This is a genomic window from Pseudomonas sp. v388, assembly GCF_003935425.1.
In the GTDB taxonomy this organism is placed as follows: domain Bacteria; phylum Pseudomonadota; class Gammaproteobacteria; order Pseudomonadales; family Pseudomonadaceae; genus Aquipseudomonas.
On the sequence record NZ_RHQN01000001.1, the window covers coordinates 72,457 to 98,337 of the forward strand.

General features: G+C 61.7%; 16 protein-coding genes. 14 read left to right on the forward strand and 2 right to left on the reverse strand.

Annotated elements, in window-relative coordinates; translation table 11 throughout:
• Positions 1–51 precede the first annotated feature (51 nt).
• The 5 genes from EGJ27_RS00350 to EGJ27_RS00370 all read left to right on the forward strand — a co-directional run bounded on the left by EGJ27_RS00350 (position 52) and on the right by EGJ27_RS00370 (position 6,683).
• The gene (locus tag EGJ27_RS00350; protein WP_177522922.1) at positions 52–1,494 is read left to right on the forward strand and encodes an ATPase domain-containing protein; all 1,443 of its coding nucleotides are present in this window, start codon (positions 52–54) and stop codon (positions 1,492–1,494) included.
• A 23-nt stretch (positions 1,495–1,517) separates the two neighbouring features.
• Positions 1,518–1,892 (forward strand): response regulator, encoded by a 375-nt coding sequence (locus EGJ27_RS00355; protein ID WP_125828639.1) that lies wholly within the window; start codon positions 1,518–1,520, stop codon positions 1,890–1,892.
• A gap of 355 nt (positions 1,893–2,247) precedes the next feature.
• The gene (locus EGJ27_RS00360; RefSeq protein ID WP_125828640.1) at positions 2,248–3,969 is read left to right on the forward strand and encodes a type I secretion system permease/ATPase; all 1,722 of its coding nucleotides are present in this window, start codon (positions 2,248–2,250) and stop codon (positions 3,967–3,969) included.
• Positions 3,962–5,332, forward strand: coding sequence for an HlyD family type I secretion periplasmic adaptor subunit (locus EGJ27_RS00365; protein WP_125828641.1), 1,371 nt, complete (start codon positions 3,962–3,964; stop codon positions 5,330–5,332). Before EGJ27_RS00360 ends, EGJ27_RS00365 begins: the two co-directional genes overlap by 8 nt.
• 1 nt (position 5,333) lies before the next feature.
• Positions 5,334–6,683 (forward strand): TolC family outer membrane protein, encoded by a 1,350-nt coding sequence (locus EGJ27_RS00370; protein WP_125828642.1) that lies wholly within the window; start codon positions 5,334–5,336, stop codon positions 6,681–6,683.
• A gap of 144 nt (positions 6,684–6,827) precedes the next feature.
• Here the strand turns inward: EGJ27_RS00370 and EGJ27_RS00375 are convergent, their stop codons facing one another.
• Positions 6,828–12,443 (reverse strand): putative Ig domain-containing protein, encoded by a 5,616-nt coding sequence (locus EGJ27_RS00375; RefSeq protein ID WP_125828643.1) that lies wholly within the window; start codon positions 12,441–12,443, stop codon positions 6,828–6,830.
• 423 nt (positions 12,444–12,866) lie between these two features.
• Here EGJ27_RS00375 and EGJ27_RS00380 point away from each other — a divergent pair, with 423 nt between their 5' ends.
• The 9 genes from EGJ27_RS00380 (at position 12,867) to EGJ27_RS00420 (ending at position 24,532) form a co-directional block, all read left to right on the forward strand.
• Positions 12,867–13,595 carry an ABC transporter substrate-binding protein gene (locus EGJ27_RS00380; RefSeq protein WP_125828644.1) on the forward strand — a complete coding sequence of 243 codons (729 nt, stop codon included), beginning with the start codon at positions 12,867–12,869 and terminating at the stop codon, positions 13,593–13,595.
• A gap of 205 nt (positions 13,596–13,800) precedes the next feature.
• Positions 13,801–14,544: an acetoacetyl-CoA reductase gene (gene phbB / locus EGJ27_RS00385; RefSeq protein ID WP_125828645.1), complete on the forward strand. Its 744-nt coding sequence runs from the start codon at positions 13,801–13,803 to the stop codon at positions 14,542–14,544.
• Positions 14,545–14,658: 114 nt separating this feature from the next.
• Positions 14,659–15,984: a CitMHS family transporter gene (locus tag EGJ27_RS00390; protein ID WP_125828646.1), complete on the forward strand. Its 1,326-nt coding sequence runs from the start codon at positions 14,659–14,661 to the stop codon at positions 15,982–15,984.
• A 110-nt stretch (positions 15,985–16,094) separates the two neighbouring features.
• The gene (locus EGJ27_RS00395; RefSeq protein WP_125828647.1) at positions 16,095–17,069 is read left to right on the forward strand and encodes a GntR family transcriptional regulator; all 975 of its coding nucleotides are present in this window, start codon (positions 16,095–16,097) and stop codon (positions 17,067–17,069) included.
• A gap of 190 nt (positions 17,070–17,259) precedes the next feature.
• Positions 17,260–18,150, forward strand: coding sequence for a LysR family transcriptional regulator (locus EGJ27_RS00400; protein ID WP_125828648.1), 891 nt, complete (start codon positions 17,260–17,262; stop codon positions 18,148–18,150).
• 148 nt (positions 18,151–18,298) lie between these two features.
• Positions 18,299–20,980: an aconitate hydratase AcnA gene (gene acnA / locus EGJ27_RS00405; protein WP_125828649.1), complete on the forward strand. Its 2,682-nt coding sequence runs from the start codon at positions 18,299–18,301 to the stop codon at positions 20,978–20,980.
• A gap of 84 nt (positions 20,981–21,064) precedes the next feature.
• Entirely contained in the window at positions 21,065–22,117 is a 1,053-nt protein-coding gene (locus EGJ27_RS00410) for a beta-propeller fold lactonase family protein (RefSeq protein WP_125828650.1), read from the forward strand.
• Between the two features lie 61 nt (positions 22,118–22,178).
• Complete coding sequence (locus EGJ27_RS00415) at positions 22,179–23,501, forward strand: MFS transporter (protein WP_125828651.1); 1,323 nt, start codon at positions 22,179–22,181, stop codon at positions 23,499–23,501.
• A 113-nt stretch (positions 23,502–23,614) separates the two neighbouring features.
• Positions 23,615–24,532, forward strand: coding sequence for a GntR family transcriptional regulator (locus EGJ27_RS00420; RefSeq protein WP_125828652.1), 918 nt, complete (start codon positions 23,615–23,617; stop codon positions 24,530–24,532).
• Positions 24,533–24,599: 67 nt separating this feature from the next.
• On the opposite strand, the gene otnK is transcribed toward EGJ27_RS00420, so the two are convergent.
• Positions 24,600–25,868: a 3-oxo-tetronate kinase gene (otnK, locus tag EGJ27_RS00425; protein ID WP_125828653.1), complete on the reverse strand. Its 1,269-nt coding sequence runs from the start codon at positions 25,866–25,868 to the stop codon at positions 24,600–24,602.
• Positions 25,869–25,881: the final 13 nt, after the last annotated feature.

Genomic DNA, 25,881 nt, shown 5'->3' on the forward strand with positions numbered 1-25,881 from the left:
AGCATTCCCGGTCATTGGGCTTTAAACAGCCTGTTTTCAGATCAGGGTCGCATTGTGGAAAAGCTAAAACGCCTTCAAAGTGGAATAGAAGGGCTCGACGCTCTGCTCAAGGGCGGCTTGGTCGCAGGCGCTTCGTACATCATCCAGGGGCGCCCTGGGTCCGGCAAGACGATCCTCGCCAATCAGCTGGGGTTTTATCATGCCAACAACGGTGGGCGGGTTCTGGTCGCCACGTTGCTGGCCGAGTCCCATGACCGTCTTTTCCAATTCCTTTCCACCCTGAGTTTTTTCGACTCTTCCAGAGTCGGCGCCGAAATCCAGTTCGTCAGCGCGTTTGATACCCTGGAAAACGAAGGTCTGGACGAAGTAGTGAAACTGCTGCGGCGCGAAATAAGCCGTCAGAAAGCCACGGTGCTGGTGGTGGACGGCTTACTCAATGCGCGCTCCAAAGCCGATTCGCCCATCGACACCAAGAAGTTCATCTCGGAGTTGCAGGGACACGCTGCGTTCGCCGGTTGCACCGTGCTGTTTCTGACCAGCTCCCGACTCGACGACGGCAGCCCTGAACACACGATGGTCGATGGCGTGATCGAGATGGGCGAGGAACTCTACGGCACGCGCTCGGTGCGCCGCATCCAGTTGCGTAAAACGCGTGGCAGCGGAGCAATGACCGGTCTGCACGAGTGTGAAATTACCGACCAGGGCCTGGTGGTTTACCCGCGGCTGGAAAGTCTGTACAGCCACCCGTCCTGTCCCGACAGCGCTGACATGACCCGCATCGCCAGTGGCATTGGATCACTGGACGGTATCTTGGGCGGCGGCCTGCACAGTTCCAGTGTGTCTCTGGTCATGGGGCCTTCCGGAATCGGCAAGACGACGCTGGGTCTCAAATTTCTGGCCCAGTCGACGGTGGACGCTCCGGGCCTGCACTTCGGCTTTTATGAAAGCCCGCAGCGCTTGCATCTGAAAGGGCTGTCACTGGGTATCGATATCAAAGGCATGGAAGAAAGCGGCGCGTTGAGTATCGCCTGGCAGCCCACCACCGAAGGTCTGCTCGACGGCCTGGGCGGCAGACTGCTGAGCATCGTCGAAGCGAAAGGCATCAAGCGCCTGTTCATCGACAGCCTTAGCGGTATGACGCGAGTCTCGACCAATCCGGCGCGGATCACGGACTTCTTCAGCGCATTGATGAACGAGCTGCGATCCAGGGGCGTGACGGTGTTTGCGTCTTGGGAAATGCGCGATTTATTTGGCTCCGAGGTCAGTGCACCGAACTCTGACCTGTCCAGCATCGTCGATAACCTGATGCTGATGCGGTTCTCCGAGAATCACACTGAACTAAGCAGGACGCTTTCCATTCTTAAAGTGCGAGATAGCTCCTACGACCCCTCACGATATGAGGTCGTTATCCGAGATCAAGATGTTTTTCTGAAGAAGGCTTTAAGACATGAACCGTCAGTCCCCACTGAGTCAACTTCCGGTTCGATATCTTAAGCCTTCAAGCGGATTGAATTAACATGACCACCATTCTGGTCGTAGACGACGAGTATTTGATCGCTGATATCCTGGGCTACGCGCTTGAGGATGAAGGGTTCATGGTCGTGAAGGCCAGTAACGGTCAAAAAGGGCTCGATGTTCTGGACCGAGAACGCCCCGCCTTGATCATTACCGATTTCATGATGCCGGTCATGGACGGCCTGGAATTCGCCACCGCCGTCCGCGCCCTGCCTGCGGTCAATCATTTGCCGATCATCCTGATGAGCGGGGCGCAGGCCCACATCGGCATGCAGCGATCGGATTTATTCGATGTTGTATTGGCCAAGCCCTTCAACGTCGACCTGGTCATTGCCGAAGTCAAAAAGCTGCTGGGCGCTGATCGATCAGTCATCTGATGCATGTGTCGGGGCAGTCCGGGCATGCCGGACCATTCAGGCGATCCGTCTGCGACGATTCAAGGCGCTTCATCTCTGGACATCCGCCAGTGCGCTGGCGGTGCCCGTAATCCCCGGACAACTCCAGTCTGCCGTCCGTCAAGCACTACCCATCAGACCCTGCAACGAGAGACGAAAAGTTCGTGGCTTCGGCACTTATGTGGCGAAATGCTGTCACATCCTCGCGCTCTGGATTGAGGGCATTTGACACGCGTGAAGCGATTCGGCGGGGCCTTTCCGCCGGGCGAGCATCATCCGGGTACCCGGCGCACGGAATGCGACCAGCACTGACCTATTTCTTACCGGCTGACACTCTATGCGCTTTCTCCTCGATCCTCGTCATGACATTGATGCAGCGCTGCTTGCCTACCGCCGGGTGTTCTGGGCGCTGGCGTTGTTCAGCGGGGTGATCAACCTGTTGGTGCTGGTTCCCTCGCTGTACATGATGCAGGTCTACGACCGCGTGCTGACCAGCCGCAATGAAACCACGCTGTTGATGCTCACCCTGATTGCAATGGGACTGTTCCTGTTCAGCGGGTTGATCGAGTGGGTGCGCGGGCAGGTGATGATCCGCATGAGCGCCGGCCTGGATGATGCGTTGGGCGAGCGCATTTTCGATGCCGCGTTTGCCCGCAGCCTGCGCGAGCACAATGCCAACCCGGCACAAGTGCTCAGCGATCTCGCCAGCCTGCGCCAGTTGATTACCGGGCAAGGGCTGATCGCGCTGCTCGATGCGCCGTGGCTGCCGATTTTCCTGCTGGTGGCCTTCATTTTTCATCCGTGGTTCGGCGTGCTCACCCTGGTGCTCGCGCTGATTCTGGTCGGCCTGGCACTATGGGGCGAGCTGGCGACCCGCACGCGACTCGGCGAGGCCAACCGGCTGGGCGTGCAATCGGCCGGCTACGTCAACAGCACCCTGCACAACGCCGAGGTTATCCAGGCGCTGGGCATGCTTGGCCCGCTGCGGGACCGCTGGAGCCTGATGCAACAGCGGATCATCGCTGCCCAGGCCCACGCCAGCGACCGCAGCGCGCGTATCACTTCCGCCACGCGCTTCGTGCGTATTTCCGGCCAGTCGTTGTCGCTGGGGCTGGGCGCCTTGCTGGTGCTGGAAGGGCAACTGTCTGCAGGCATGATGATTGCCATGTCGCTGTTGCTGGGCCGGGCGTTGGCGCCGGTGGAGATCGCCATCGGTTCATGGAAACAATTCACTTCCGGGCGCCAGAGCTATCAGCGCCTGAGCCAACTGCTGCACCAGCACCCTCGCGAGCCGCTGCGCATGCCACTGCCGCCGCCCAGCGGCGCGCTGCGCCTCGAACAACTCTATGCCGGGCCGCCCGGTGCGACCCAGCCGAGCCTGCGCGGTATCAACCTGGCGCTGAACAAAGGCGAAGTGCTCGCCGTGATCGGCGCCAGCGCCAGCGGCAAATCGACCCTGGCCCGAGCAATGGTCGGGGTCTGGCCGCCGATGGGAGGCTCGGTGCGCCTGGACGATGCCGAGATAAGCCAGTGGACCCACGACGCGCTGGGCCCGCATCTGGGTTATTTGCCGCAGGACATCGAGCTGTTCGACGGCAGCGTGGCCGACAACATCGCCCGCTTTGGCGAACAGGACGCTGAGAAAATCATCACCGCCAGCCGCCATGCCGGGATTCACGAGATGATTCTGCGTTTCCCCAAGGGTTACGACACGCTGCTCGGTCCCGGTGGCCTGGGCCTGTCCGGCGGGCAAAAACAGCGTCTCGGTCTGGCCCGGGCGCTGTATGGCAACCCGTCGCTGATCGTGCTCGATGAACCCAATTCCAACCTCGACGAAGCCGGCGAGCTGGCGCTGATCCAGGCCATCTCCACGCTCAAGGCGGCCGGCAGCACGGTGGTGTTGATTACCCATCGACCCAGCGTGCTGGCCGTCGCCGACCACATTCTGCTGCTCAAGGACGGCGCCCAACAGGCTTTCGGGCCGCGGGATGCCGTGCTCAAGGCGCTGGCGCCCGCCGCCAGAACGCCTGTTGTCCGGGAGGCCGGGAACAATGCGTGACGTAACCCCGAGCCGTGAGGTGCGCAGCGAGCCTCGCTTGAACGTGCGCAGTCCCGACGCATTACCGCAAGCCAGCACCGACGCCGGCAGCGCGGCGCGCTATGGCGTCGGCTTTCTGGTGGTCGCTTTCGGCGCATTTCTGCTGTGGGCGTGCCTGGCACCGCTGGACCAGGGCGTGATCGGCAGCGGCACGGTGGTCGTGGCCGGCGAGCGCAAGGCAGTGCAATCGCGGGTCGGCGGAGTGGTCGAGAAAATGTTCGTCAACGACGGCGACCGGGTCACTCAAGGGCAGTTGCTGGTGCAGCTCAATACCCTGCAGGCGCAGTCGCAGCTGGACGTCACGTTGGGCAAGCTGCTCAACGACCGCAGCGTAGAAGCGCGGCTGATCGCCGAACGCTTGGGCGAGCCGACCATCCAGTGGCCTGTCGAGTTGCTGGAACGAGCCGATGAGCCGCGGGTCAAGGCGGCCATGGCTTTGCAGAGCCAGCTGTTCCAGACCCGCCGCGCCGAGCTGGGCAGTCGGGTGCAGATCCTCGAACACGAGGTGCAATCCCTGCAGCAGCAACTGCGTGGCTACGAAGGCGTGAAGCGCAATTACGATGCACAGATGCAGTTTCAGCAGCAGGAACTGGTGGGCCTGCGGGATCTGGCGCGGGAAGGATACGTGCCGCGCAACAAGTTGTTCGAAGCCGAGCGCAACGCTGCGCAGCTGGCCGGGCAAATTGCATCGGGTATCGGTGACGTGGGCAAGACCCGCCAGGCCATCAATGAAAGCCGCCTGAAGATCCTGCAAACCCGGCAGGAATTCCGCCGTGACGCGGAAACCCAGCTCAGTGAAGTGTCCGCTGAAGCGGCAGGCTTCGCCGATCAGATTCGCGCCCTGCAATTCGAAGTCGACAACGGCGCCATTCGCGCCCCGGTGGCCGGGCAGGTCATGGACCTGAGTATCCACACCGAAGGCGGCGTCGCCCAGGCGGGCCAGACGCTGATGCAGGTGGTGCCGCTGGATGCGCCGATGGCGATCACCGCCCGCTTCGAACCGCTGATGGCCAACAAGCTGCGGCCCGGCCTGCCGGTGCATGTGCATTTCACCGCGCTGCAACGGGTCGATACGCCCACGGTGACCGGAACGGTCAGGACGGTGTCAGCCGATCAGTTGATCGATGAGCAGACCCATCAGCCGTACTTTTCCGCCAAGGTCGACATTCCGGCCGAGACCGTGGTTGCGCTGCACGACGCCGGTCTGCTGGTGCGCCCCGGCATGCTGGCCGATGTCACGGTGGTCACCGGCGAACGCACGCTGATGAACTATTTGATGAAACCCCTGCGCGAACGCCTGATCGCCGCTTTCAAAGAAGAATGACATGACGCATCGCAATCGCTACGGCCAGCAATTGTTCATGGGCCTTTGTGTGGGCTGGGCGGGTTGCGCTCAGGTATTGGCAGCCGGAGCGGGCTTGAGCCTGACTGCGGCCTATGACGCGTCGCGGGCCAACGACCCGACCTTGCAGTCGGCCACCCACGCTTATGACGCCTCCCGGCATGAAGCAGATATAGGCCGCGGCGGCCTGTATCCGCAGGTATCGCTCAGCTCGCGCTACGGCAGCGGCGGGCGCACCGACGGCGGCGATGATACCGGCTACGTCAACAGCAACGACTATCAAGCCAACAACGTAACTCTTGCCGCGCAGCAGCCGCTGTACGACAAGGCACGCTGGGCCGCGTATCAGGAAGGCAAGGCCCGTGGCGCCCTGGGCGTCGGGCAGTTCGATGTCGCCAGCCAGAGCCTGTTTGATCGGGTCGCCAAAAGCTACTTCGACGTCGCTCGGGCGGAAAACGAAATCAAGTTGATCGGCCAGCAGAAGTCGGCCATCGCCGGCCTGGTCACCCAGAGCAAAAAGCTTTATCAGGCCGGGCAGGGTGCAATCACCGATATCGATGAGGCCCAGGCCCGGCTCGATCTGGTCGAAGCGCAGGAAGCCGAAGCCCAGGCCCGGCGGATGGCCGCGTTGCGTGCGCTGGCCGGGCGCACCAAGGTGGCGGTGCAGGACATTCAGCCCATGCGTGAAGAGGTCGACGCCGGCGGACCCATTGCGCCGGAGCAGGATTTGTCTTACTGGACAGCCGTGGCCCGCGAGGCCAGCCCGGAGTTGGCGGCACGCCTGGCTGCGGTGAAAGTGGCCGAGGCCCAGGCCGACACCCAGCGTGCCGGGCACTATCCGACTCTGTCGTTGACCACGCAACTGACCCGCCGCGAGACCCGTCAGTATCAGGAACTCGATCCGCGTCAGGACACTTACTATGTGGGCGTGCAGCTGGACATTCCGCTGTACCGGGGCGGCTCGGTGCGTGCGTCGGTCGCCAAGGCCGAGGCGCAACTGGCCGGCGCGCAGTCCGACTACGACGTGCAGCGTCAGCAACTGGCCGAAGACATCGAAACCGATTACCTGGGCGTGGTGGCCGGATTTACCAAGAGCCAGGCCATGCAGCGTGCGGTGGCGTCCAATCAGCGGGCGCTGACTTCGACCGAAAAAGGCTTTCAAGGCGGGGTGCGCTCCACCGTGGATATCCTCGATGCCCAGCAACGGGTGTTCCAGGCGCGTCGCGATCTGCTCAACACCAAGCTGGACATGCTGCAGAGTTACGTCAGCCTGCATACCCACACCGGGCAGATGAATCGAGCAGTGCTGGAGAAAGTGCAGAGCCTGTTCTGAGCTGAGCCCGGGCGCGGCCCCAAGCCTGGGCGTACGGCCTGTTCTATCACGCAAACCGCGTAAGTCTCTTGGCAGCCAAGCGCGCTGCTGAACGGCAAAAAAAAACGGCCTCCAATGGAGGCCGTTGTGCTTTTACAAGATCAGTCAGGCGGCGAAGTCGCTGGCGTGCAGCTCCTTGACGCCCACCAGCTGGATTTCGAAGTCAGGCGTCGCATCGGCATTGACGCTGCCGTAGAGAATCCCGTCGGCGAAGCGCAGCTGGCCGGTGGCGTCCGTGGCGTCGAAGGCATCGCTGCCGATGAAGCGGAACGCGTCCATCCCCGTGGTCAGCGGATTGGCATCCAGGCCGCTGAAGTCGAGCAGGTCGCCGTCGGCGCTCTTGAAACCGCTGATCACGTCCCGCAGTTCACCCACGCCCATTTCCGCCAGGGAACCGAATACGTAGCTGTCGGCGCCGGTGCCGCCGGTGAGGTAATCCGTTCCTTCACCGCCGATCAATCGATCATTGCCCGAACCGCCGACCAGTGTGTCGTTACCCGCGCCGCCGTTGAGCACGTTGGCGCCGCTGTTGCCGGTCAAGCTGTCTGCAAAGCCGCTGCCGGTCAGGTTCTCGAAGTTCTTCAACGTATCCAGGCCGGAACCAACGGTGTCCTGTTGAGCCGACGTCGAGAGGGTGGCGGTGATCCCGGCCAGGGCCCGGGCGAAGGACACGGTGTCATTGCCGTCGCGGCCGTCCAGCACGTTGTTCCCGGCGCCGGCGAACAGCACGTTGTCCAGCGCGTTGCCGATACCGTTGGCCGCATCGCTGGTGTTGATGTACAGGTTCTCGACGTTGTTGGCCAAGGTGTAGGTGGCCAGACTGCTGTAGACACTGTCGACGCCGCCGGCGACCCGATCGGCATTGGTTTCGATCACGCTGTCGCCACTGTTGTCGACGAAATAGGTATCGTTGCCGTTGCCCCCGCTCATGCTGTCGGCACCGCCCGCGCCGTTCAGCACGTTGGCCGCCGCGTTGCCGGTGATGAAGTTGCGCAGCTCGTTGCCGTTACCGGCAATGGCCGAGACACCGGACAACACCAGGTTCTCCAGATTCGCGCCCAGGGTCCAGCTGACCGAGGATTGCACCGTATCGATCTGCGAAGGGGAGTCGTTGCTTTCAGTCACGCTGTCGAACGCGTTGTCGACGATGTAGATGTCGTTGCCGTCGCCGCCGCTCATGTTGTCCGCGCCCAGATCGCCATCCAGCGTGTCGTTGCCGGAGGTTCCCACCAGGGTGTCGGCCTGGTCGGTGCCGAAAATCATGCCGCCTTCGTTCTGGGCGTTGTCAAAGATGGCCTGGACACTGTTGTTGTCCGTCGGGTCGCCCTGGAAACCCAGGTCGTCAGCGATGTAGTCGGCCAGACGTTGCCCGACGATTTCCGCCGATTCCTCATGCAAGTGCCAGACGTCATCCGGATACACCAGCGGGTCGACTTCGTGGCGCAACGGCAGGTCGGTGTAGTCCACCGCAAGCTTGACGTCATCGCGTTCGGCGGCAATCGCCTCCTGGGTAGCGCGGACGTAGCCGACACCCTCGACGATGCCGGCGATCTTTTCTTCCGAGAAGCCTCGAGCGCGGGCGGCGTCCTGGTCGTAATGACCGGTTTCCATCATGTACACATTGAAGTCGCCGAGCTGCGCATGCAGGTAGTCGAACACGGCGAGCGTCGCGGCCTTGTACGACGCTGCGGCGGCTTCCTTGTCCGAAGCGCGGGCGATTTCCTGCGCCGCTTCTTCGCCCTGGCCCCAGATGATGCCCATGGTCACGTTGTCGATTGACTTGAGTTCGCCGAGCTGGTCCTGCAACAACGCCACGGCGCGCAGCAGAGCCGGTCCCGGCTGGTTGGTGTCGGTCAGCCACCAGCACAGCTTCAGCTCTTCAGCGCCCAGGGTCGACATGCCGTTGACGGTGCTGCCGCCCACCGCGATGTCGATGCCGTTGCCATCGGCGTCGTTGAACTGGCTGCGCACGTCATACGTGGTGTATTTGCTCAAGCCGTCGACCAGCGCCGAGGTGCCGGACTGGTTATCGTCCTCGGTCATGCGCAGCAGGCGCGCATTGGACTGGCCCAGGGTCGGCAGGAAGAGGATGTCCTGCTGCGCGCGCTGGCCGAAGACGAAATCGTCGGCGGTCAGGGTGTTCAGGTAATTGCCGCTCAGGGCAATCTCGAAGCGATTGCCGTCGGCGTCCGCCTGGCTGGATTTGATGTAGGTCTTGTCGCCGGCCGCGTTCAGGCTCAGGTAAAGGGTGCCGTTGCTGCCGTCGCCCAGGCCGAGGAAGCCCAGGGCCGATACGTCGATCTTGTCCTCACCGTGGGTGAAGTCGTAGATCGTGTCGGTGGCCGTCGCGCCGCCGGCGTCGTAGTCCCGATAGCTGTCCTGCACGTTGGTGTAGCGGAATGTGTCGGCGCCGTCGCCGCCATACAGCGAGTCGCGTCCGGCGCCGCCGTCGATGATGTCCGCTCCGGCACCGGCCCGGATGGTGTCGTTGCCGCCAAGGCCCAGGATCAGGTCTGCGCCGAGGGTGCCGGACAGAGTCTCGGGGTTGTCGGTGCCGGTAATGGTGCTGTCTGGTGCATCCGCCACGACCAGGGCGAATCGATCACTGACCGACGCCCCCGATGGGTCGGTGGCTTCGATCAGCACGGTGTAGCTGCCCGACGCGGTGCTGGTCGGCGTGCCGCTGAAGGTCATGCTGGTGCTGTCGAAGCTCAGCCAGTCGGGCAGGGCGCTGCCATCGTCGAGGGTCGCGCTGTAGACCAGCGAATCGTTGTTGCCGTCGTAAAAGCTGTTGCTGGCCACGGTGTAGGTGAAAGGCGAGCTTTCGGTGGCGTTCTGGTCCAGCAGCGGAATCACCACCACCGGCGCAACGTTGCTCGGCATGGTCTGGTCGGCAAAGACGAAATGACTGGCGTTGAGGGTGCCGGCCAGATTGCCCGCCAGCGCGATCTCGAACCGGTTGCCGTTGGCGTCCGCCACGTTGTCCTTGATGTAGGTGCGATTGTTGCCCGCGTTATAGGTCACCTGCAGCGTGCCGTTGAGGCCGTTGCCCAGGCCGCTGTAGCCCAGGGTCGAGAGGTCGATTCGGTCGGCGGACACATCGAAGTCGAGGATCTGGTCGGCGCCGCTGGCGGTCGCGGTGCGGTAGCTGTCGAGCTTGGAGCTGAAGCGAAACACGTCCGCCCCGGTGCCGCCGGTCAGCTTATCCGCGCCGGCACCACCGATAAGGATGTCGTTGCCGTCGCCGCCATCGAGGGTGTCATTGCCCGCGCCGCCGAACATCTGCTCGTTGCCGGCGGTGCCGGTCAGGTTATCGTTGTTCGGCGTGCCGTTGATAACGCCCGGTGCGGTAGATACGTCCTGCACGGCAAGGGTGAAATTGTCACTGACGCTGGCATTGCTGGCGTCGGTCGCGGTGATCCTGATCGCGTAGGTGCCCGATGCGCTGTCACTTGGGGTGCCGCTGAACGTGCGGGTGGCGGCGTCGAAGGTCAGCCAGTCGGGCAGGGCGCTGCCGTCGGCAAGGGAGGCGGTGTAGCTCAGGGTGTCGTTATCCGGATCGGTGAAGCTGGTGCCGGGCACGACATAACTGAACGGGGTGTTTTCCGTGGCGTTCTGGTCCAGCAACGGATTGGCCACCACCGGTGCCTGGTTGACTGTCGGGGCCGTGGCGAACACGAAGTTGGCGCTGGTCAGCTTGTCCAGATAGTTGCCGTCCAGCGCCACTTCGAAGCGGTTACCGTCGGCATCGGCGGTCAACGATTTGATGTAGGTCTTGGTGCCGGCCTCGTTGAGCACCGCATAGACCGTGTTGTTATTGCCGTCGGCCAGGCCAGTGAAGCCCAGCGCCGACAGGTCGATCTTGTCGGCCGTGACGTCGAAATCGGTGATCAGGTCGCCCAGGTTCGCGCCGCCTGCGTCGTAATTGCGGTAGCTGTCGGTGCGGCTGGAGAACACGAACGTGTCGGCACCTGCGCCACCGGTCAGGGTGTCCTGTCCGGCACCGCCGTCGAGTCGGTCGTCACCACCGCCGCCCGCCAGGCTGTCGCTGCCGTCAAGGCCGAGCAAGATGTCGGCCGCCTCGGTGCCTTGCAGCGAGTCATTGCCGGCGGTGCCGGTGACGGTGCGGTTGAAGATGAAGTGGTCGGCGGTAAGTTGGCTGACCAGGTTACCGGAGAGGATCAATTCGAAGCGATTGCCACTGGCGTCGGCGTCGTAATCCTTGATGTAGGTGCGGTCGTTGCTGGCGCTGTAGCTGACCTGCAAGGTGCCGCCGCGGCCATTGCCCAGCCCGGTGAAGCCCAGGTCCGCCAAATCGATCCTGTCCTGGGTCACGTCGAAGTCGGTGATGGTGTCGTCGAAGCTGGTGGTGGCGGTGCGGTAACTGTCGGACTGGCTGCTGAAGCGGAAAATGTCCGCGCCCGCACCGCCGGTGAGGTTATCCACGCCAGCGCCGCCGACCAGGATGTCATCGCCCGCGCCGCCGTTGATGCGGTCATTGCCCGCAGCGCCGTAGAAGATTTCGTTGGCATCGCTGCCTTGCAGGGTGTCATTGCCGTCGGTGCCTGGCACGGCCACCACCGGCACTGTCGCGCTGACGTAGCTGCCGTCGCCATACACCAGCGTGTCGCCCTTGCTGGTGTGGCTGATGGTGTTGCCGATGATCGCGTTGCGGTCGGTGCCGTCTTCATTGCGCTCGGCGACGCCATAGGTCGATTGTGCACTGCCGGTGATGGTATTGCCCTGGATGGTGTTGTCACTGCCGTTGAAATACTTGCCCGACACACCATTGGTGTCGTCGTAGGACTGAATGATGATTTCCGGCACCGCGCCACCCAGCGCGTTGTTGCTCAGGGTGTTGTTGGTGACATCCACATCGGTGCTGCCGTAGATGCGCACGCCGGCGCTGGCGTTGTCGTGGATGTTCACGCCGCTGACGGTGACGTCGCTGGACAGCTTGATCAGGATGCCTTCCGCGCCGTTGCCGTAGACCTCGCCGCCGGTGATGGTGATGTTGCTCGGCGACGGGATGTTCTCGCTGCCGCGCTGCACGACGATCCCGCCACCGCCGTTGCCATAGGCCACGTTATTGCTGAGGGTGAAATCGTGAGTGCTGGTGACGACGTTGAACCCGTGACGATCATTGTCGTAGGCGATGTTGTTTTCGAAGCTGCTGTCGCTGAGAAAGTCGGCAACGAACCCGTCCAGGCCATTGCCGTGGGACACGCTGTTCTTGATGACCATGTTCACGGTCTGTTCGTGCGGGTCGAAACCGTAGCCCGAGCAGTCCTTGATCTCCACGCCGTCCAGGGTGACGTTGGAGTCGTAGCCTTCCTGGCCCGGGATATAGCCGTTGAACCAGCCGTCGATCTTGCCGGTGGTGTTGTCCCGGTTGCCGTCGAGGGTCAGATTGCTCAGCCCGAAATCGTGAGTTTCTTCGCCGTAGGCGGAGCGGATGATGCCGGTGATTTTCGTGTCCGAGCCGTCAGCCACCTTGATGTTCGAGACGCCCATTCCGTCGCCGTACATGTAGACATTGCTCTTGAGCATCAGGCAGCCGTCGGACGGTTCCTCGCCGCCGCTGACAATGTAAGTGCCGGGCGGGACGTAAACCTGTCCTCCGCCGGCGGCTGCCGCCGCATCGATGGCTTGCTGAATGGCCGCCGTGTCGTCAGTGACGCCATCTCCTTTGGCGCCAAAATTTTTGACGTTGAAAATCATGCACTTATCTCCGATTTCGGGCTGGGATCACGCTGCGTGCCAATATCCAATCGGCGAGCATGGAGCTATGACCCTGCAAAATAGGAAAGTTATTGCCGTATGTCGGGAATTTGTCGGATTTCGATGTTTGGTAGAGGTGGAGCGGAATTGGCGCCATATAACTGACGTTCAAAGGCGGCTTTTTTGTATTCTCCGCAGGCTGACTGCTTGGTGCGGGCCGGAGTCTTGGGGCGCCCAGATGTTTTCGCAACCTTGAGCCCAGCTGACGAACTGTCTGCCGCGCGCTAGATTGTATTACGTTACCTTGAAAACCATTGGTGGATGAGGTCTATTAGCTGCGCGTGCGGTACGCACCTTGTGCGTTGACCTTGCCATTACCTTACGGCCCAGGCGGTTGCCCGGGCTCACGAACTGGAGCGAATCATGAGCGAACTGTCCCCTGCGGTCCTGGCTGATCTGGCACCCGGCGGAATCCTCCGTGCGGCAATCAACTTCGGCAATCCGGTGCTTGCCCAACAGGCGGCCGACGGTAGCCCGCAGGGTGTGTCCGTTGAACTGGCCAAGGCCTTTGCAGCAGAGCTTGGGGTGGCCCTTGAGATGGTCACATTCGATGCAGCGGGCAAAGTGTTTGCGGCGTTGGGGCAGAACGTCTGGAACGTTGCTTTCCTGGCTATCGAGCCGGTGCGGGCCGAGCAGGTCGCCTTTAGCGAGCCCTACGTGGCCATCGAGGGAACCTATCTGGTCAAGGCCGATTCCGGCTTCGTCAACGTGGAAGACCTTGACCAGCCCGGCTTGAAACTGGCGGTTGGAAAGGGCGCGGCCTACGACCTGTACTTGTCCCGGACCTTGCAGCACGCCCAGCTGCATCGGGCGCAAACCTCCGCCGGCGCGGTCGAGCTGTTCCTCGATGAAAAGCTCGACGCCGCTGCGGGCGTTCGCCAGCCTCTGGATACATTCGCTGCGACCCATCCGGATTATCGCGTCCTCGAAGGTACCTTCACCTCCATTCGCCAGGCCATGGCGGTGCCACGCCAGTGCACAGCCGGTGCGGCCTTTGTCCGCGAGTTTGTCGAACGCCACAAGGCCAGCGGATTCGTGCGTCGGGCGCTGGACGCTACCGGCCAGGCTGAGGTCAGCGTTCCTGGTCAGTGACGGGTCATGGCAAGCCTGCAGCACGGATAAATTGCTGTCGTAGAACCCCAGGTGCGGTCGCACCGCGCCTGGATGATGGTGAAACAGGATGCGCCTTAGATTGTACGTCGTAGTCTTGCAAAACAATCCTGATTAGCGTTTAGTAGGCGTCAGGCCCGCGATGGCCGTCCGAAACTCCCCTACAAAAACAAACGGAGTGCTCCATATGACTAAACGCATCGCTTACGTCACCGCTGGTATGGGGGGGCTTGGAACCGCAGTCTGTCAGCGCCTGGCCAAGGACGGCTTCACCGTGGTCGTGGGCTGTGGGCCCAACTCGCCGCTGCGGACCGCCTGGCTCGCCGAGCAGAAAAAACTGGGGTACAACTTCATCGCGTCCGAGGGCAATGTGGTGGACTGGGATTCGTGCCAGATCGCCTTCAAGAAGATTCTCAAGGATGTCGGCCCCATTGATGTGCTGGTCAACAACGCCGGTACCGCGCGCAACGTGACCTTTCGCGATATGCAGCCCGGCGACTGGCAGACGGTGATCGATACCAATCTCAATTCGTTGTTCAATGTGACCAAGCAGGTCATCGACGGCATGGTCAGCCGCGGCTGGGGCAGGGTGATCAATATCTCCTCGGTCAACGCCCAGCTGGGTCAGGTCGGCCAGGTCAATTATTCCACCGCCAAATCCGCCATCCGTGGCTTTACCCGCGCGCTGGCCCGGGAAGTCGGGTCGCGGGGCGTCACCGTCAACACCGTCTCCCCAGGCTATATCGCCACCCCCAAACTCAAGGCCATTACCACCGTCGACGCCATGGATCGCTTGATCCGTGAAGTGCCGACCCGGCGCCTGGGCAACCCCGAGGAAATCGCCTCGATCTGCTCATGGCTGGCCTCCGAGGAATCCGGATACGCCAATGGCGCGGACTTCTCCATCAATGGCGGCCTGCACATGAGTTGATCCGGCTCGGCGGGTCGGTGCTGTCCGGCCGGCCTGCGTGTTCTGCATGTAATTCTCGAACAGCGCCCGGCGCTGACCATAAAAACAAATGCATTTCAAGTCGAGGAAATACAGATGCTGTCAATTCTCGGTTACGGCATGATCGTAACCTTCATGGCGCTGATCATGACCAAGCGCTTGTCGCCTCTGGTTGCTCTGACCATTGTTCCGATTATCTTCGCCCTCATTGGCGGCTTCGGTGCCGAGATGGACGACATGATGATCGACGGCCTGAAGAAGGTCGCACCCACGGCGATCATGGTGATGTTCGCCATCCTGTATTTCGGGATGATGTTCGACACCGGTCTGTTCGACCCGGTGATCCGTGCGTTCCTGAAGATCATCAAGGGGGATCCGGTCAAGGCGGTGGTGTTCACCACGTTGCTGGCCGGCATGGTCTCGCTCGATGGCGATGGTTCCACCACCTACATGATTACCGTGACGGCCATGTTGCCGCTGTTCAAACGGCTGAAGCTGAATCTGCTGGCCATGACGTGCGTGATCATCCTGGCCGCCAGTGTCACCAACCTGCTGCCGTGGGGCGGGCCTTTGGCGCGGGCTGCGGCGTCGTTGCAGGTTGAGACGTCGGATCTGTTCCAGCCGATCATTCCGGCCATGGTCATCGGCTTTCTCGGGGTCATGGCGCTGGCCTGGTTCATCGGCGTTCGCGAGCGCATGCGCCTGGGCAAACTGAGCCTGCCGGATGACGGCTACGCCGCTTCCTTCGACGATGACGCCGCCGGGCTGCCGGCGATGTCCGAGGAAGACGCCGAACTGCGTCGTCCGAAGATGTTCTGGCTCAACGCAGTGCTGACCATCTCACTCATGGCAGGGTTGGTCATGGAATGGCTGCCGCTGGCGATCCTGTTCATGGTGGCGTTCTCGGTCGGACTGGTCATCAACTATCCGCACATGGCCGATCAGCGTCGGCGCATTGCGGCGCACGCGCCTACCGCCTTGAACCAGATTGCGATCTTCCTGGCGGCCGGGATTCTGGCCGGCATCCTGTCGGGCACCGGCATGGTCAATGCGATGTCAGCCAGCTTTCTGGCGATGCTGCCGGACAACTGGGGTCCTTACATGGCGCCGATCACGGCTTTGGCAAGTATCCCGGGCACGTTCTTCATGTCCAACGATGCCTTCTACTACGGTGTGCTGCCGGTGCTGGCCAAGGCGGCGGAAGCGTATGGCATCTCCCATGCCGAAATCGGCCGCGCTTCGCTGATTGGCTCTCCCGTGCATCTGCTCAGTCCGCTGGTGGCGTCCACCTATCTGTTGTGTGGTCTGGCCGGGGTTGAATTCAGCGACCACCAGAAGTACACCATGAAATGGGCATTTGCCTTGTCCTTCCTGATCATGGGGGCGATGGCGGTCACGGGAGCCTTTTCGATGTTCCCGTAACCGGTCAGGCATGGGCTGCCCGGATGTCTCGGCACAAGAGCTGTGGTATTTTGGCGGGGCCGACGATGCAGTCGGCCCTTGCGCATCAACCCTCATCTTCACGAGCGATCATGGATTCTATCGGCGTAGCCCCAGCCCCTGCAGAGGGCCATTCCAAGCTTCGGATCAAATCGGATCTGGCCGAGCAACTGGCGCCCAAAATCGTCGATATGGCCCGTGCGCGCTCCATGCGCAGTGGTGATCCGCTGCGCGAAGAAGCATTTGCCAAGGAGTTGGGGGTTTCCCGCTCGCCGATTCGCCGTTGTTTCGCCTTGCTGGAAGAACTGGGTATTGCCAGGCGCGAGCAAAACCGCGGGTATTTCCTGACCTGCGACGCCCGGGGCATCGAGATCGGCAAGCTGCCGATGGGTGCTGACCCGTTCGAGGATTTCTATCTGCGTGTCGTCGACGATGTGCTGAGCGGGGACATTCCCAAGACATTCTTCGAGGCGGAGTTGATTCGCAAGTACGACGTGCCTCGCGGTCAGCTGATGAAGGTGCTCAATCGCCTGGCCAACGAAGCGATGATCGAGCGCAAGCCGGGGCAGGGCTGGGAAATCAACGCCTTCCTGCATGACTCCAGCGCCCACATCCAGAGCTACCGGTTTCGCATGGCGATTGAGCCGGCTGCGGTTCTGGAACCCGGTTACAAGGTCGACAAGGCGGCATTCGCCAAGGCCAGGGCGCTGCAGCAGCAGTTGCTTGATGGCGATATCTTCAAGCTGTCCAGGTCGCAACTGTTCCATATCAACTCCCAGCTGCATGAGCTGATTGTCAGGTGTTCCGGCAATACCTTTTTCCTCGAGGCGATCCGTCGTCAGAATCAGCTGCGGCGGTTCATGAGCTACAAGGCCAACGTGGACCGCCAGCGCCTGGTGACCCAGTGTCACGAGCATATCCAGCTGCTGGACTTGATCGAAAGCGGCAAATGCGAAGCGGCTGCCGGCTTCCTGCGCCATCACCTGGATATCGCCGGTCGGCAGAAGACCGACAAAGAGGCTCGCGAAGAGGCCGAGAAGCGCATGCGTAACAATGCTGACGCTTGAGTCGCCGTGGCCTGCCGGCTGGCAGGTCGATCCTTTTACACCCTTCCCCCTGACGCACCCGCCACGAGTCGCCATGGCGACCGGTCGTTCCTGAAAATAATATTGTATTGCGTTACATTGGCGTACAAAATGCCTTTGCCCGGCATATGGTTTTGCTCACGGTTAATGTCGCCGGCCAAGAGGAACCGCCATGCGATACGAGCTGACCAGCCTGGACATTTTCATCACGGTGGCCGAGGAGCGGAATCTGACCCGCGCGGCTCGGCTCAAGCATCTGGCGGTGTCGGCCGTCAGCAAGCGCATCACCGAACTGGAAGCCCAGGCCGGGTCCGACCTGCTGGTGCGCAACGCTCGCGGGGTGGATCTGACTCCGGCGGGCCAGTCCATGCTGTTTTACGCGCGCCAGATCAGACAGACCCTGGCCAGCCTGGATAACGAGTTGGGCGACTACGCTGCCGGCGTCAAGGGGCATGTGCGTATTCACGCCATCACCTCTGCGCTTTCGCAATTCCTGCCGGGCGATATCGCCCGGTTTGTCGCGACCTATCCGCAGATCAAGTTCGATATCGAAGAGCGGGTAGGGTCGGCGGTGGTTCGGGCCGTCGCCGATGGCCGTGCCGATCTGGGCATCATTGCCGAGCAGACGCCGGCGCAGGGTCTGGAAACCCAGCCTTACCGGCGTGATGAGCTGACCCTGCTGGTGCCTCAGGATCATCCCCTGGGTTGTGAAAAACGCATCGGCTTCAGCCAAGTGCTGGAGCATGAATTCATCGGCCCGCATCTGGAAAGCTCCGTGCACAGGCTGTTGACCCGCGAGGCCGACAAGCTGGGCAAGGTGCTGAAACCGAGAATCCGGATCAGCAGTTTCGAGTGCATGTGCCGCATGGTTGCCAGCGGACTGGGTCTGGCGATTCTGCCGCGCACGGTGCTACAGCCGTATCTGCGCAGCCTGAAACTGTCGGCTGTCACCCTCGATGAACCCTGGGCGCAACGCTCATTGCAGCTGGTATTTCGTAAATACGAGGCCGCGTCGCCGACCTTGAAAACCCTGATCGACAACCTGAAACACGCCGATGCCTGAGCGTTGGAGCGTTCTCGTTTGGAGAACGCAGGCTTGGCAATACATCAATTTTCATCCTGGGCCACGACCCCTACTATTCGCCCATCAGCGGTGAGTGAGTCAGCCCTCGATCTACACCGTGGACATTATAAAAATGAGCGATGCCGTCATGACCGAGATTGCAACCGACCTGCTGAACACTCTGGAAGTCGAGGGTGAGCAGTTCGCCTATGTCGACTTGCACAAGATGTTGACCCCGGCGCAGATAGCGAAACTTCCGTACTCGATCCGTATCCTGCTGGAGAACGTCGCCCGCTGCACCCCTGAGGCGCTGCCTTCGGTACTGGCCAGGGCGCTGGGTGAAGGCCCCGACTGCGAAGTGCCGTTCCAGCCCAACCGCTTGATGTTCCACGACACCACCTGCCTGCCCGCGCTGGCCGATTTCGCCGGGATGCGTGATGTGGTGGCGGAACTGGGGGGCGATCCCAAATCCATGAACCCGCTGATTCCGGCCGTGCTGACCATCGACCATTCGGTGATCGTCGAGCATTACGCCGAAGCGGATGCCGTGGAAGAAAACCTGAATATCGACTTTCGCCGCAATAGCGAACGCTACCGCTTCATCAAGTGGGCGCAGAAGAGCCTGGACAATTTCGGGGTCATTCCGCCCGGCACCGGCATCATCCACCAGATGAACATGGAAGCGCTGGCGCAAGTGGTCTGGGAAAGCCCGACCGACGACGGCCGGCGCATGCTCCACCCCGATGACATGGTCGCCACCGACAGCCATACGCCGATGATCAATGCCATCGGCGTGCTGGGCTGGGGCGTCGGGGGCCTTGAAGGGCAGGCGGCGATGGTCGGCGAGCCGGTGCCGATCAGTTTTCCGAAGGTGGTCGGTATTCGGGTCACCAACACCATGCGCCCGGGCGTGACGGCGACCGACCTGTCCCTGCATGTGGCGCAGATCCTGCGCAAGCGCTCGGTGGTCGGCAAGTTCGTGGAGTTCACCGGGCCGGGTTTATCTACCCTGAGCTGGGCGGCACGCGGCACGGTGTCGAACATGGCGCCGGAGTACGGTGCGACGGTGGTGTTCTTCCCGTTCGACGGCGACACCCTGAAATACCTGGAGTTGACCGGGCGTTCGCAACAGCTGCGCCGTAAGGTCGTGGCGTACATGAGCGCTCAACCGCTGTGGCGCCGCGACGAGCACGCCGAGCCGCAGTTCGATGAGCTGATCGATCTGGACCTGGCGAGTATCGAGCCGAGCGTGGCCGGCCCTCATCAACCGCATCAGCGGCAGAGTCTGGCCAACGCCGCGGCGTCATTCCGCGATGGCGTATTGGGCGGTGGCAATCTGATCGCCGGTCCGGTCGAACAGCGCTTCTTCGAGCCCAGCTTCGGCGAACCCATCACCCACGGCGCGGTGGTGATGTCAGCCATCACCAGTTGCACCAATACCGCCAATCCGTCACAGATGATCCAGGCCGGCCTGCTGGCCCGCAATGCCCGAGCCTTGGGCTTGAAACGCAAGCCCTGGGTCAAGACCTCCCTGTCTCCAGGTTCACAGGTGGTCGCAGACTATCTGGCTGAAGCCAATCTGCTGGAGGATTTCTCGGCATTGGGCTTCGACCTGGCCGGTTTCGGTTGCATGACCTGCATCGGCAACTCCGGCAAGCTCGAAGAACACGTCGAGGTGTTTGCCGATCAGGGCCTCAAAGGCGTCGTCGTCCTGTCCGGCAACCGCAATTTCGAAGGGCGGGTCAATCCGAAGCTGCAGGCCGGTTACCTGGCGTCTCCGGCGCTCTGCGTGGCCTACGCCATCGTCGGGACCATCGACACCGATCTCGAATCCCAGCCGCTGGGCGAGGATCAGCAAGGCAACCCGGTTTACCTGCGCGATGTGATGCCCAGCGATGCGGACATCGCGGCTCAGGTGCTCAGGGTGCTCAAGCCTGAATTCTTCCAGCAACGTCTGGCCACGGTCTGGGACGGCACTCATCAATGGCAGGCGCTGTCGGCGGTGGGCAGCGTGCAGTTTCCGTGGAGCCCGGAGTCGACCTATCTGCGCCGCCCGCAGTACCTGGCCGACATCAAGGCCGAACCGAAGGATTCGCTGGCAATCAACGGCGCACGGGCGCTGATGGTGGTCGGCGACAACGTCACCACTGACCATATATCGCCCGCCGGCGCGATTCCGGCCGACAGCCTGGCAGGGCAATGGCTGTTGGAGCGCGGCGAGGACCCACAGGATCTCAACCAGTACTCCACGCGGCGCAGCAATCACGAAGTCATGGTGCGCGGTGCCTTCACAAATCGCTCGGTTAAAAACCTGCTGCTGGGCGACAAGCAGCCGGGACCGGGTGTCTGGGCCTGGAACGCCGATCATAGCGAGTGCCTGCCGTTGTTCCAGGCCGCACAGAGCTACATTCGCGAGCAGATTCCCATGGTGGTGTTCGCCGGTATCAACTACGGGGCGGGGTCAAGCCGTGACTGGGCGGCCAAGGCTCAGGCGTTGCTGGGCGTCAAAGCCGTGGTGGCGAGCAGCGTCGAGCGGATCCATCGTAGCAACCTGATTGGCATGGGGGTGCTGCCCTTGCAGTTCGCCCCAGGGCAGCGGGTCGCAGACCTCAAGCTGGACGGCAGCGAACACTTCGATTTCGCCGGACTGGACGACCTGGTGGTGGGCAACAACCCGGTGTCGATGACGGTCCGGCGCAGCAACGGCGAACTGGATCAGGTGCCGCTGTTTGCCCGGATCGATTCCCTGCAGGAAATTCGCTACCTCACCAACGGCGGCGTGCTGCCCTTCGTGATCCGCAAGGTGGTCAAGCGTACCGCGCCCCGATAACCACACCTGCCGCGATGCCCGAGCGTCGCGGCAGACTCCGGGCCGTTTCGCCAACGATGCTTTCCGCTACCGGGAGATACCCTCATGTACGCCTATGTCGGGTCACGAACCACCCGTGAGCGCAACGCTCGCGGCGATGGCATTACCGTTTACCGGGTCGATCAGGAACATGGCTCGCTGGCGCCGATCCAGGTGGTCAGCGAACTGGTCAATCCGTCCTTTCTGGCGCTCAACAAGGCGGGCGACCGGCTCTATACGGTTCATGGGGACCAGAGCGAGGTCAGCGCATTCAGCGTCGATAGAACCACCGGCCTGCTGAGTGTCCTGAATCGGCAAAGCTGTGAAGGCCAAAACCCGGTACACCTGGCGCTGGACCCCACCGAGCGGTTTCTGGTGGTGTCCAACCATATCAGCGGCACCCTGGCCGTGATGGATGTCGGCAAGGACGGGCGTCTGGGGGCAGTCAGGCAATTGCTCGCTCTGGAAGGTCCGGTCGGTCCGCATCGGATCGAACAACCGTTCCCCAAGCCGCACTTCAACCCCTTTGATCATTCCGGCCAGTTCGTGCTGGTGCCCGACAAAGGGCTGGATCGGGTGTTCAGCTTCCGGTTCGACAACGGCCGATTGTTTCCGGCCGATCAGCCCTTTGCCGCCGCTCGTGAAGGATCGGGGCCGCGGCATCTGGCCTTGCATCCCCATGCACCGTTTGCCTATGTCATCAACGAGCTGGACTCGACGGTGACTACCTACGGCTTCGACGCCCAGGACGGTTCGCTGACACCGCTTCAGGTGGTGTCTTCATTGCCCGCGACGTTCACCGGCAACAGCCGCGCCTCGGAAATCGAAGTGGACCGCAGCGGTCGGTTTGTTTACGCGTCCAACCGCGGCTTCGACAGCATCGCCGCGTTTGCCATCGACCCGGCAACGGGCTTGCTGAGCCCGGTCGCATTCATGCCCACCGATGGGAAAACCCCACGCTATTTCACTTTGACCCCCAATGGTCGATTCATTTTTGCGCTCAACGAAGACAGCGACAGCATCGTATCGCTGGCGCTGGACCCACAGACAGGAAGGATGAGCAGGACAGGTTTCACCGTTTCCACCGGAAGCCCGGTGTGCATGGTGTTTTCTGCCTGAATAACGCTGGATTCATAACACATGCGTGAGCAGGCACTGGCTTGCTTGCAGTGAGGTCGCCATGAAAAACAATAATACGCCTGAAGAAACCGCCATTGTCCGCAAGGTCACGCTCCGGATCATTCCGTTCGTGTTCCTGCTCTACATCGTGTCCTACCTGGACCGCGCCAATATCGGGTATGCCGCGCTGCAAATGAACAAAGAGCTGGCGCTGACCAGCGAAGCGTTCGGCTTCATTTCCGGGATCTTCTTTATCGGTTACTTCCTGTTCGAAGTGCCGAGCAACGTAATGCTCAACAAATTCGGCGCGCGTGTCTGGATCGCCCGGATTCTGGTGACCTGGGGCGCTATCGCTGCGGCGACTGCCTTCGCCCAGACCGCCAACCAGCTGTATGTACTGCGGTTTTTCCTGGGTGTGGCCGAGGCGGGCTTCTTTCCTGGCATCATCGTCTACCTGACGTTCTGGTTCCGCTCCAAAGAGCTGGCCACCACCGTGGCCCTGTTCACCGCGGCCATTCCGGTGAGTTACATCATTGGCGCGCCGATGAGCACCTGGATCATGGACAACATCAGCTGGTTCAACTGGAGCGGCTGGCGCTGGATGCTGTTTCTCGAAGGCATCCCGGCCGTGTTCCTGGGCGTGGCATGCTACTTCTATCTGACCGACAAACCCGAGCAGGCCAGGTGGCTCAAGCCAGAGGAACGTGACTGGCTGGTGGCCGAACTGGAGCGCGACCGGCAGAGCCGCAAGAACGTGAAGAGCCTGAGCGTCTACAAAACGATGACCAACCCCAAGGTGTTGTACCTGTCGTTCATCTATTTCGTCTATCAATGCGGCAGCCTGGGCGTCGGTTACTGGATGCCGCAGATCATCAAGAGCTTTTCCGAGTCGCTGACCCACACCCAGATCGGTTTGATCGCCATGCTGCCGTACATCGTCGCAACCGCGGCGATGATTCTCTGGTCACGCAGCTCGGACAAGCGCAACGAGCGCAAGCTGCACTCGGCCATTCCGTTGCTGATTGCCACGCTGGGATTGGTCGGGGCTGGGGTGCTGGGCAATCCCTATGTGGCCATGGCCATGATCTGCGTCGCCTTGTCCGGCCTGTACAGCTTCAAGTCTCCCTTCTGGGCGCTGCCGACTTTGTTCCTTGACCGGACCACAGCGGCGGTGTCCATTGCCGTGATCAACTCCATCGGCAACCTGGGAGGCTTCGTGGGGCCTTCCTTGATTGGCATGGTCAAGGGCGACAGCCACAGCGCGGCCAATGGGCTGCTGTTTTTAAGCGCGCTGCTGCTGGCCGGCTTTTTGATGACCCTGTTCATGCGCGTCAACAACAAGACGCCTTCGGACACGCCCGCCGTTACCCAGCAAGCGCACTGAGCGGCTGACAACAACCCCATCGCGCCAGGCCTTGCTGTCTGGCCGTATACTGCGCTGCACTGGCCACGCCAGCGAGGGTTCATCGTCCCGTTCAACACGCCAGTGAGTCGAGAATGGCTGCAAGTGCTTTAGTACAGAGAATCGTTGCTGAACTCCGTCAGAAAATTCATGCCACGGAACTTGAAGCAGGTGCACACCTGAGCGCCCAGAAAGTGGCCGACGTGTTCAGGGTGTCCCGCTCGCCCGCCCGCGAGGCCTTGCTCATGCTGGCCAGCGACGGTTATCTGGAGCAGCACGCCAACCGCGGTTTCTTCGTCCTGGATCGCAGCCACGAGGCGCTGCCAGTCAGTGATGAAGTGCAATCACTTGAGGAGCCACGGGCGTATTACCAGCTTTCCGAGGACTGGCTGAACAACCTGATCCCGCAGGAAGTGACCGAACACTTCCTGCGCAACCGCTACCACCTGACCAGGGCTCAGGTAATCGACATGCTCAATCGGGCGGCCAAGGTCGGCTGGGTTGAACCCAAGCCAGGCTACGGGTGGCGCTTTCTGGAGGTGGCGAAGACCCCGGAGACCCTGGAGCAGATCTATAAGGTCAGATCGCTCATCGAGCCTGCGGCACTGCTCGAACCCACGTACCGACGCGACCTGGATATCCTGCGTCGCCTGAAGAAAGAACAACAGGACATGCTCGACGGCGGTATCGATACGTTGCCGGCGGATGTGTTGCTGAGGAACGGTATCCGGTTCCATGAACAGTTCATCAAGCTCTCCGGAAACCCGCTGTACCTGATGATTCTCAAGCAGATGAACAATATGCGCCGGCTGCTGGAGTATCGGTCAATGATCGACCGCCAGCGCTTTTTCAAGCAATGCGCCGAACATATCCAGATGATCGAGCTGGTCGAGCAGGGCAACAACCTGCAAGCCGCCGAGCTCATGAAGCAGCATCTGAGCGGGTCATTCGCGCAGAAATCGCCGATCCTGCGCTTGCGGCTTGATGATCGGCACCCCATCGAAAAGGCCTGAGCGGGAAAGTGGCTGCCTCGCGCCCAGGTCATGCAACCGTCAGTTCATGGATGACAGTCCTTGCGGCTTACTGGATCAGGTCCAAGGCCTTTTCAAAGAAATCGACCGTTCCGAAGTTGCCGGACTTCAACGCCAGGGCGATTGGCGTGTCCCGGAGGCTCACCGTCCACGGCACGCCTGGATCAATGGGCGGACCGATTCGCAGCGCCTCTACGTTAAGCGCCTTGACCACCGCGCCCGAGGTTTCGCCACCGGCGACCACCAGTTTTCTGACACCCAGCTCGACCAGTCCGGCAGCGATGCGCGAGAGGGCCTCTTCGACCATTTCCCCGGCAGCCTCCACGCCCAGCAGATCCTGCGCAGCCTTTACCGTTTCCGGTAGCGCACTGGCGTAAATCAGCACAGGTTCGTGTTCGATGATGCCGGCCGCCCACGCCAGTGCCGCAGCGACCTGATCCTCACCCCTGGCGAGCGAGAGCGGGTCGATCCGGAAAGCCGGCCTGCCGGCCTGCCAGTGCGCCACTTGTGCGTTGGTCGCCACCGAACAGCTGCCGGACAGCACCGCGCTCAAACCACCCACCGCCGGCAATACCGACGCTGCTTCGCTACCCACCAGCAAGCCTTTGCGACCGAAGTTGTCGGGTAGGCCCAGGGCAACGCCGGACCCGCCGGTGACCAGCAGGTGATCCTGAATGACCACCGATATCGCGCGCAGATCGTCGTCGGTCACCGCATCGACAATGGCATAGCCGCAGCCGGAATCCTTGACCTGCGCCAGGGTTTTCTTCAGCAGGCCGTTGCCATTGGACACGGCGCTGTGGGGCACCAGCCCGACCTTTTTGTCGGTCTGCTGCTGGAGCACCTTGACCAGATTGGAGTCGGTCATGGGTGTCAGCGGGTGATGACGCATGCCTGATTCGCTGAGCAAGACGTCGCCCACGAACAGGTGTCCCTGGTACACCGTGCGTTTGTTCTCGGGAAAGGCAGGGCAGGCGATGGCAAAGTCGATGCCCAGCGACGCCATCATGGCGTCGGCCACCGGACCGATATTGCCTTGGGGCGTGGAATCGAATGTCGAGCAATATTTGAAGAAGTACTGCCGACAGCCGATCCCTTTCAGCCATTCCAGGGCCTGCAGCGATTCGCTGACCGCCTCGGCGGCGGGCAAGGTGCGGGTCTTGAGGGCGACCACCACCGCGTCTATGTCATCCGGAATCGGTTCGTGGGGAATGCCGATGACTTGCAGGGTGCGCATGCCGCCGCGCACCAGGGTACTGGCCAGATCGGTGCCGCCGGTAAAGTCGTCCGCAATGCAGCCCAGCAACAAGTGAGTCACTGTGATACCTCCC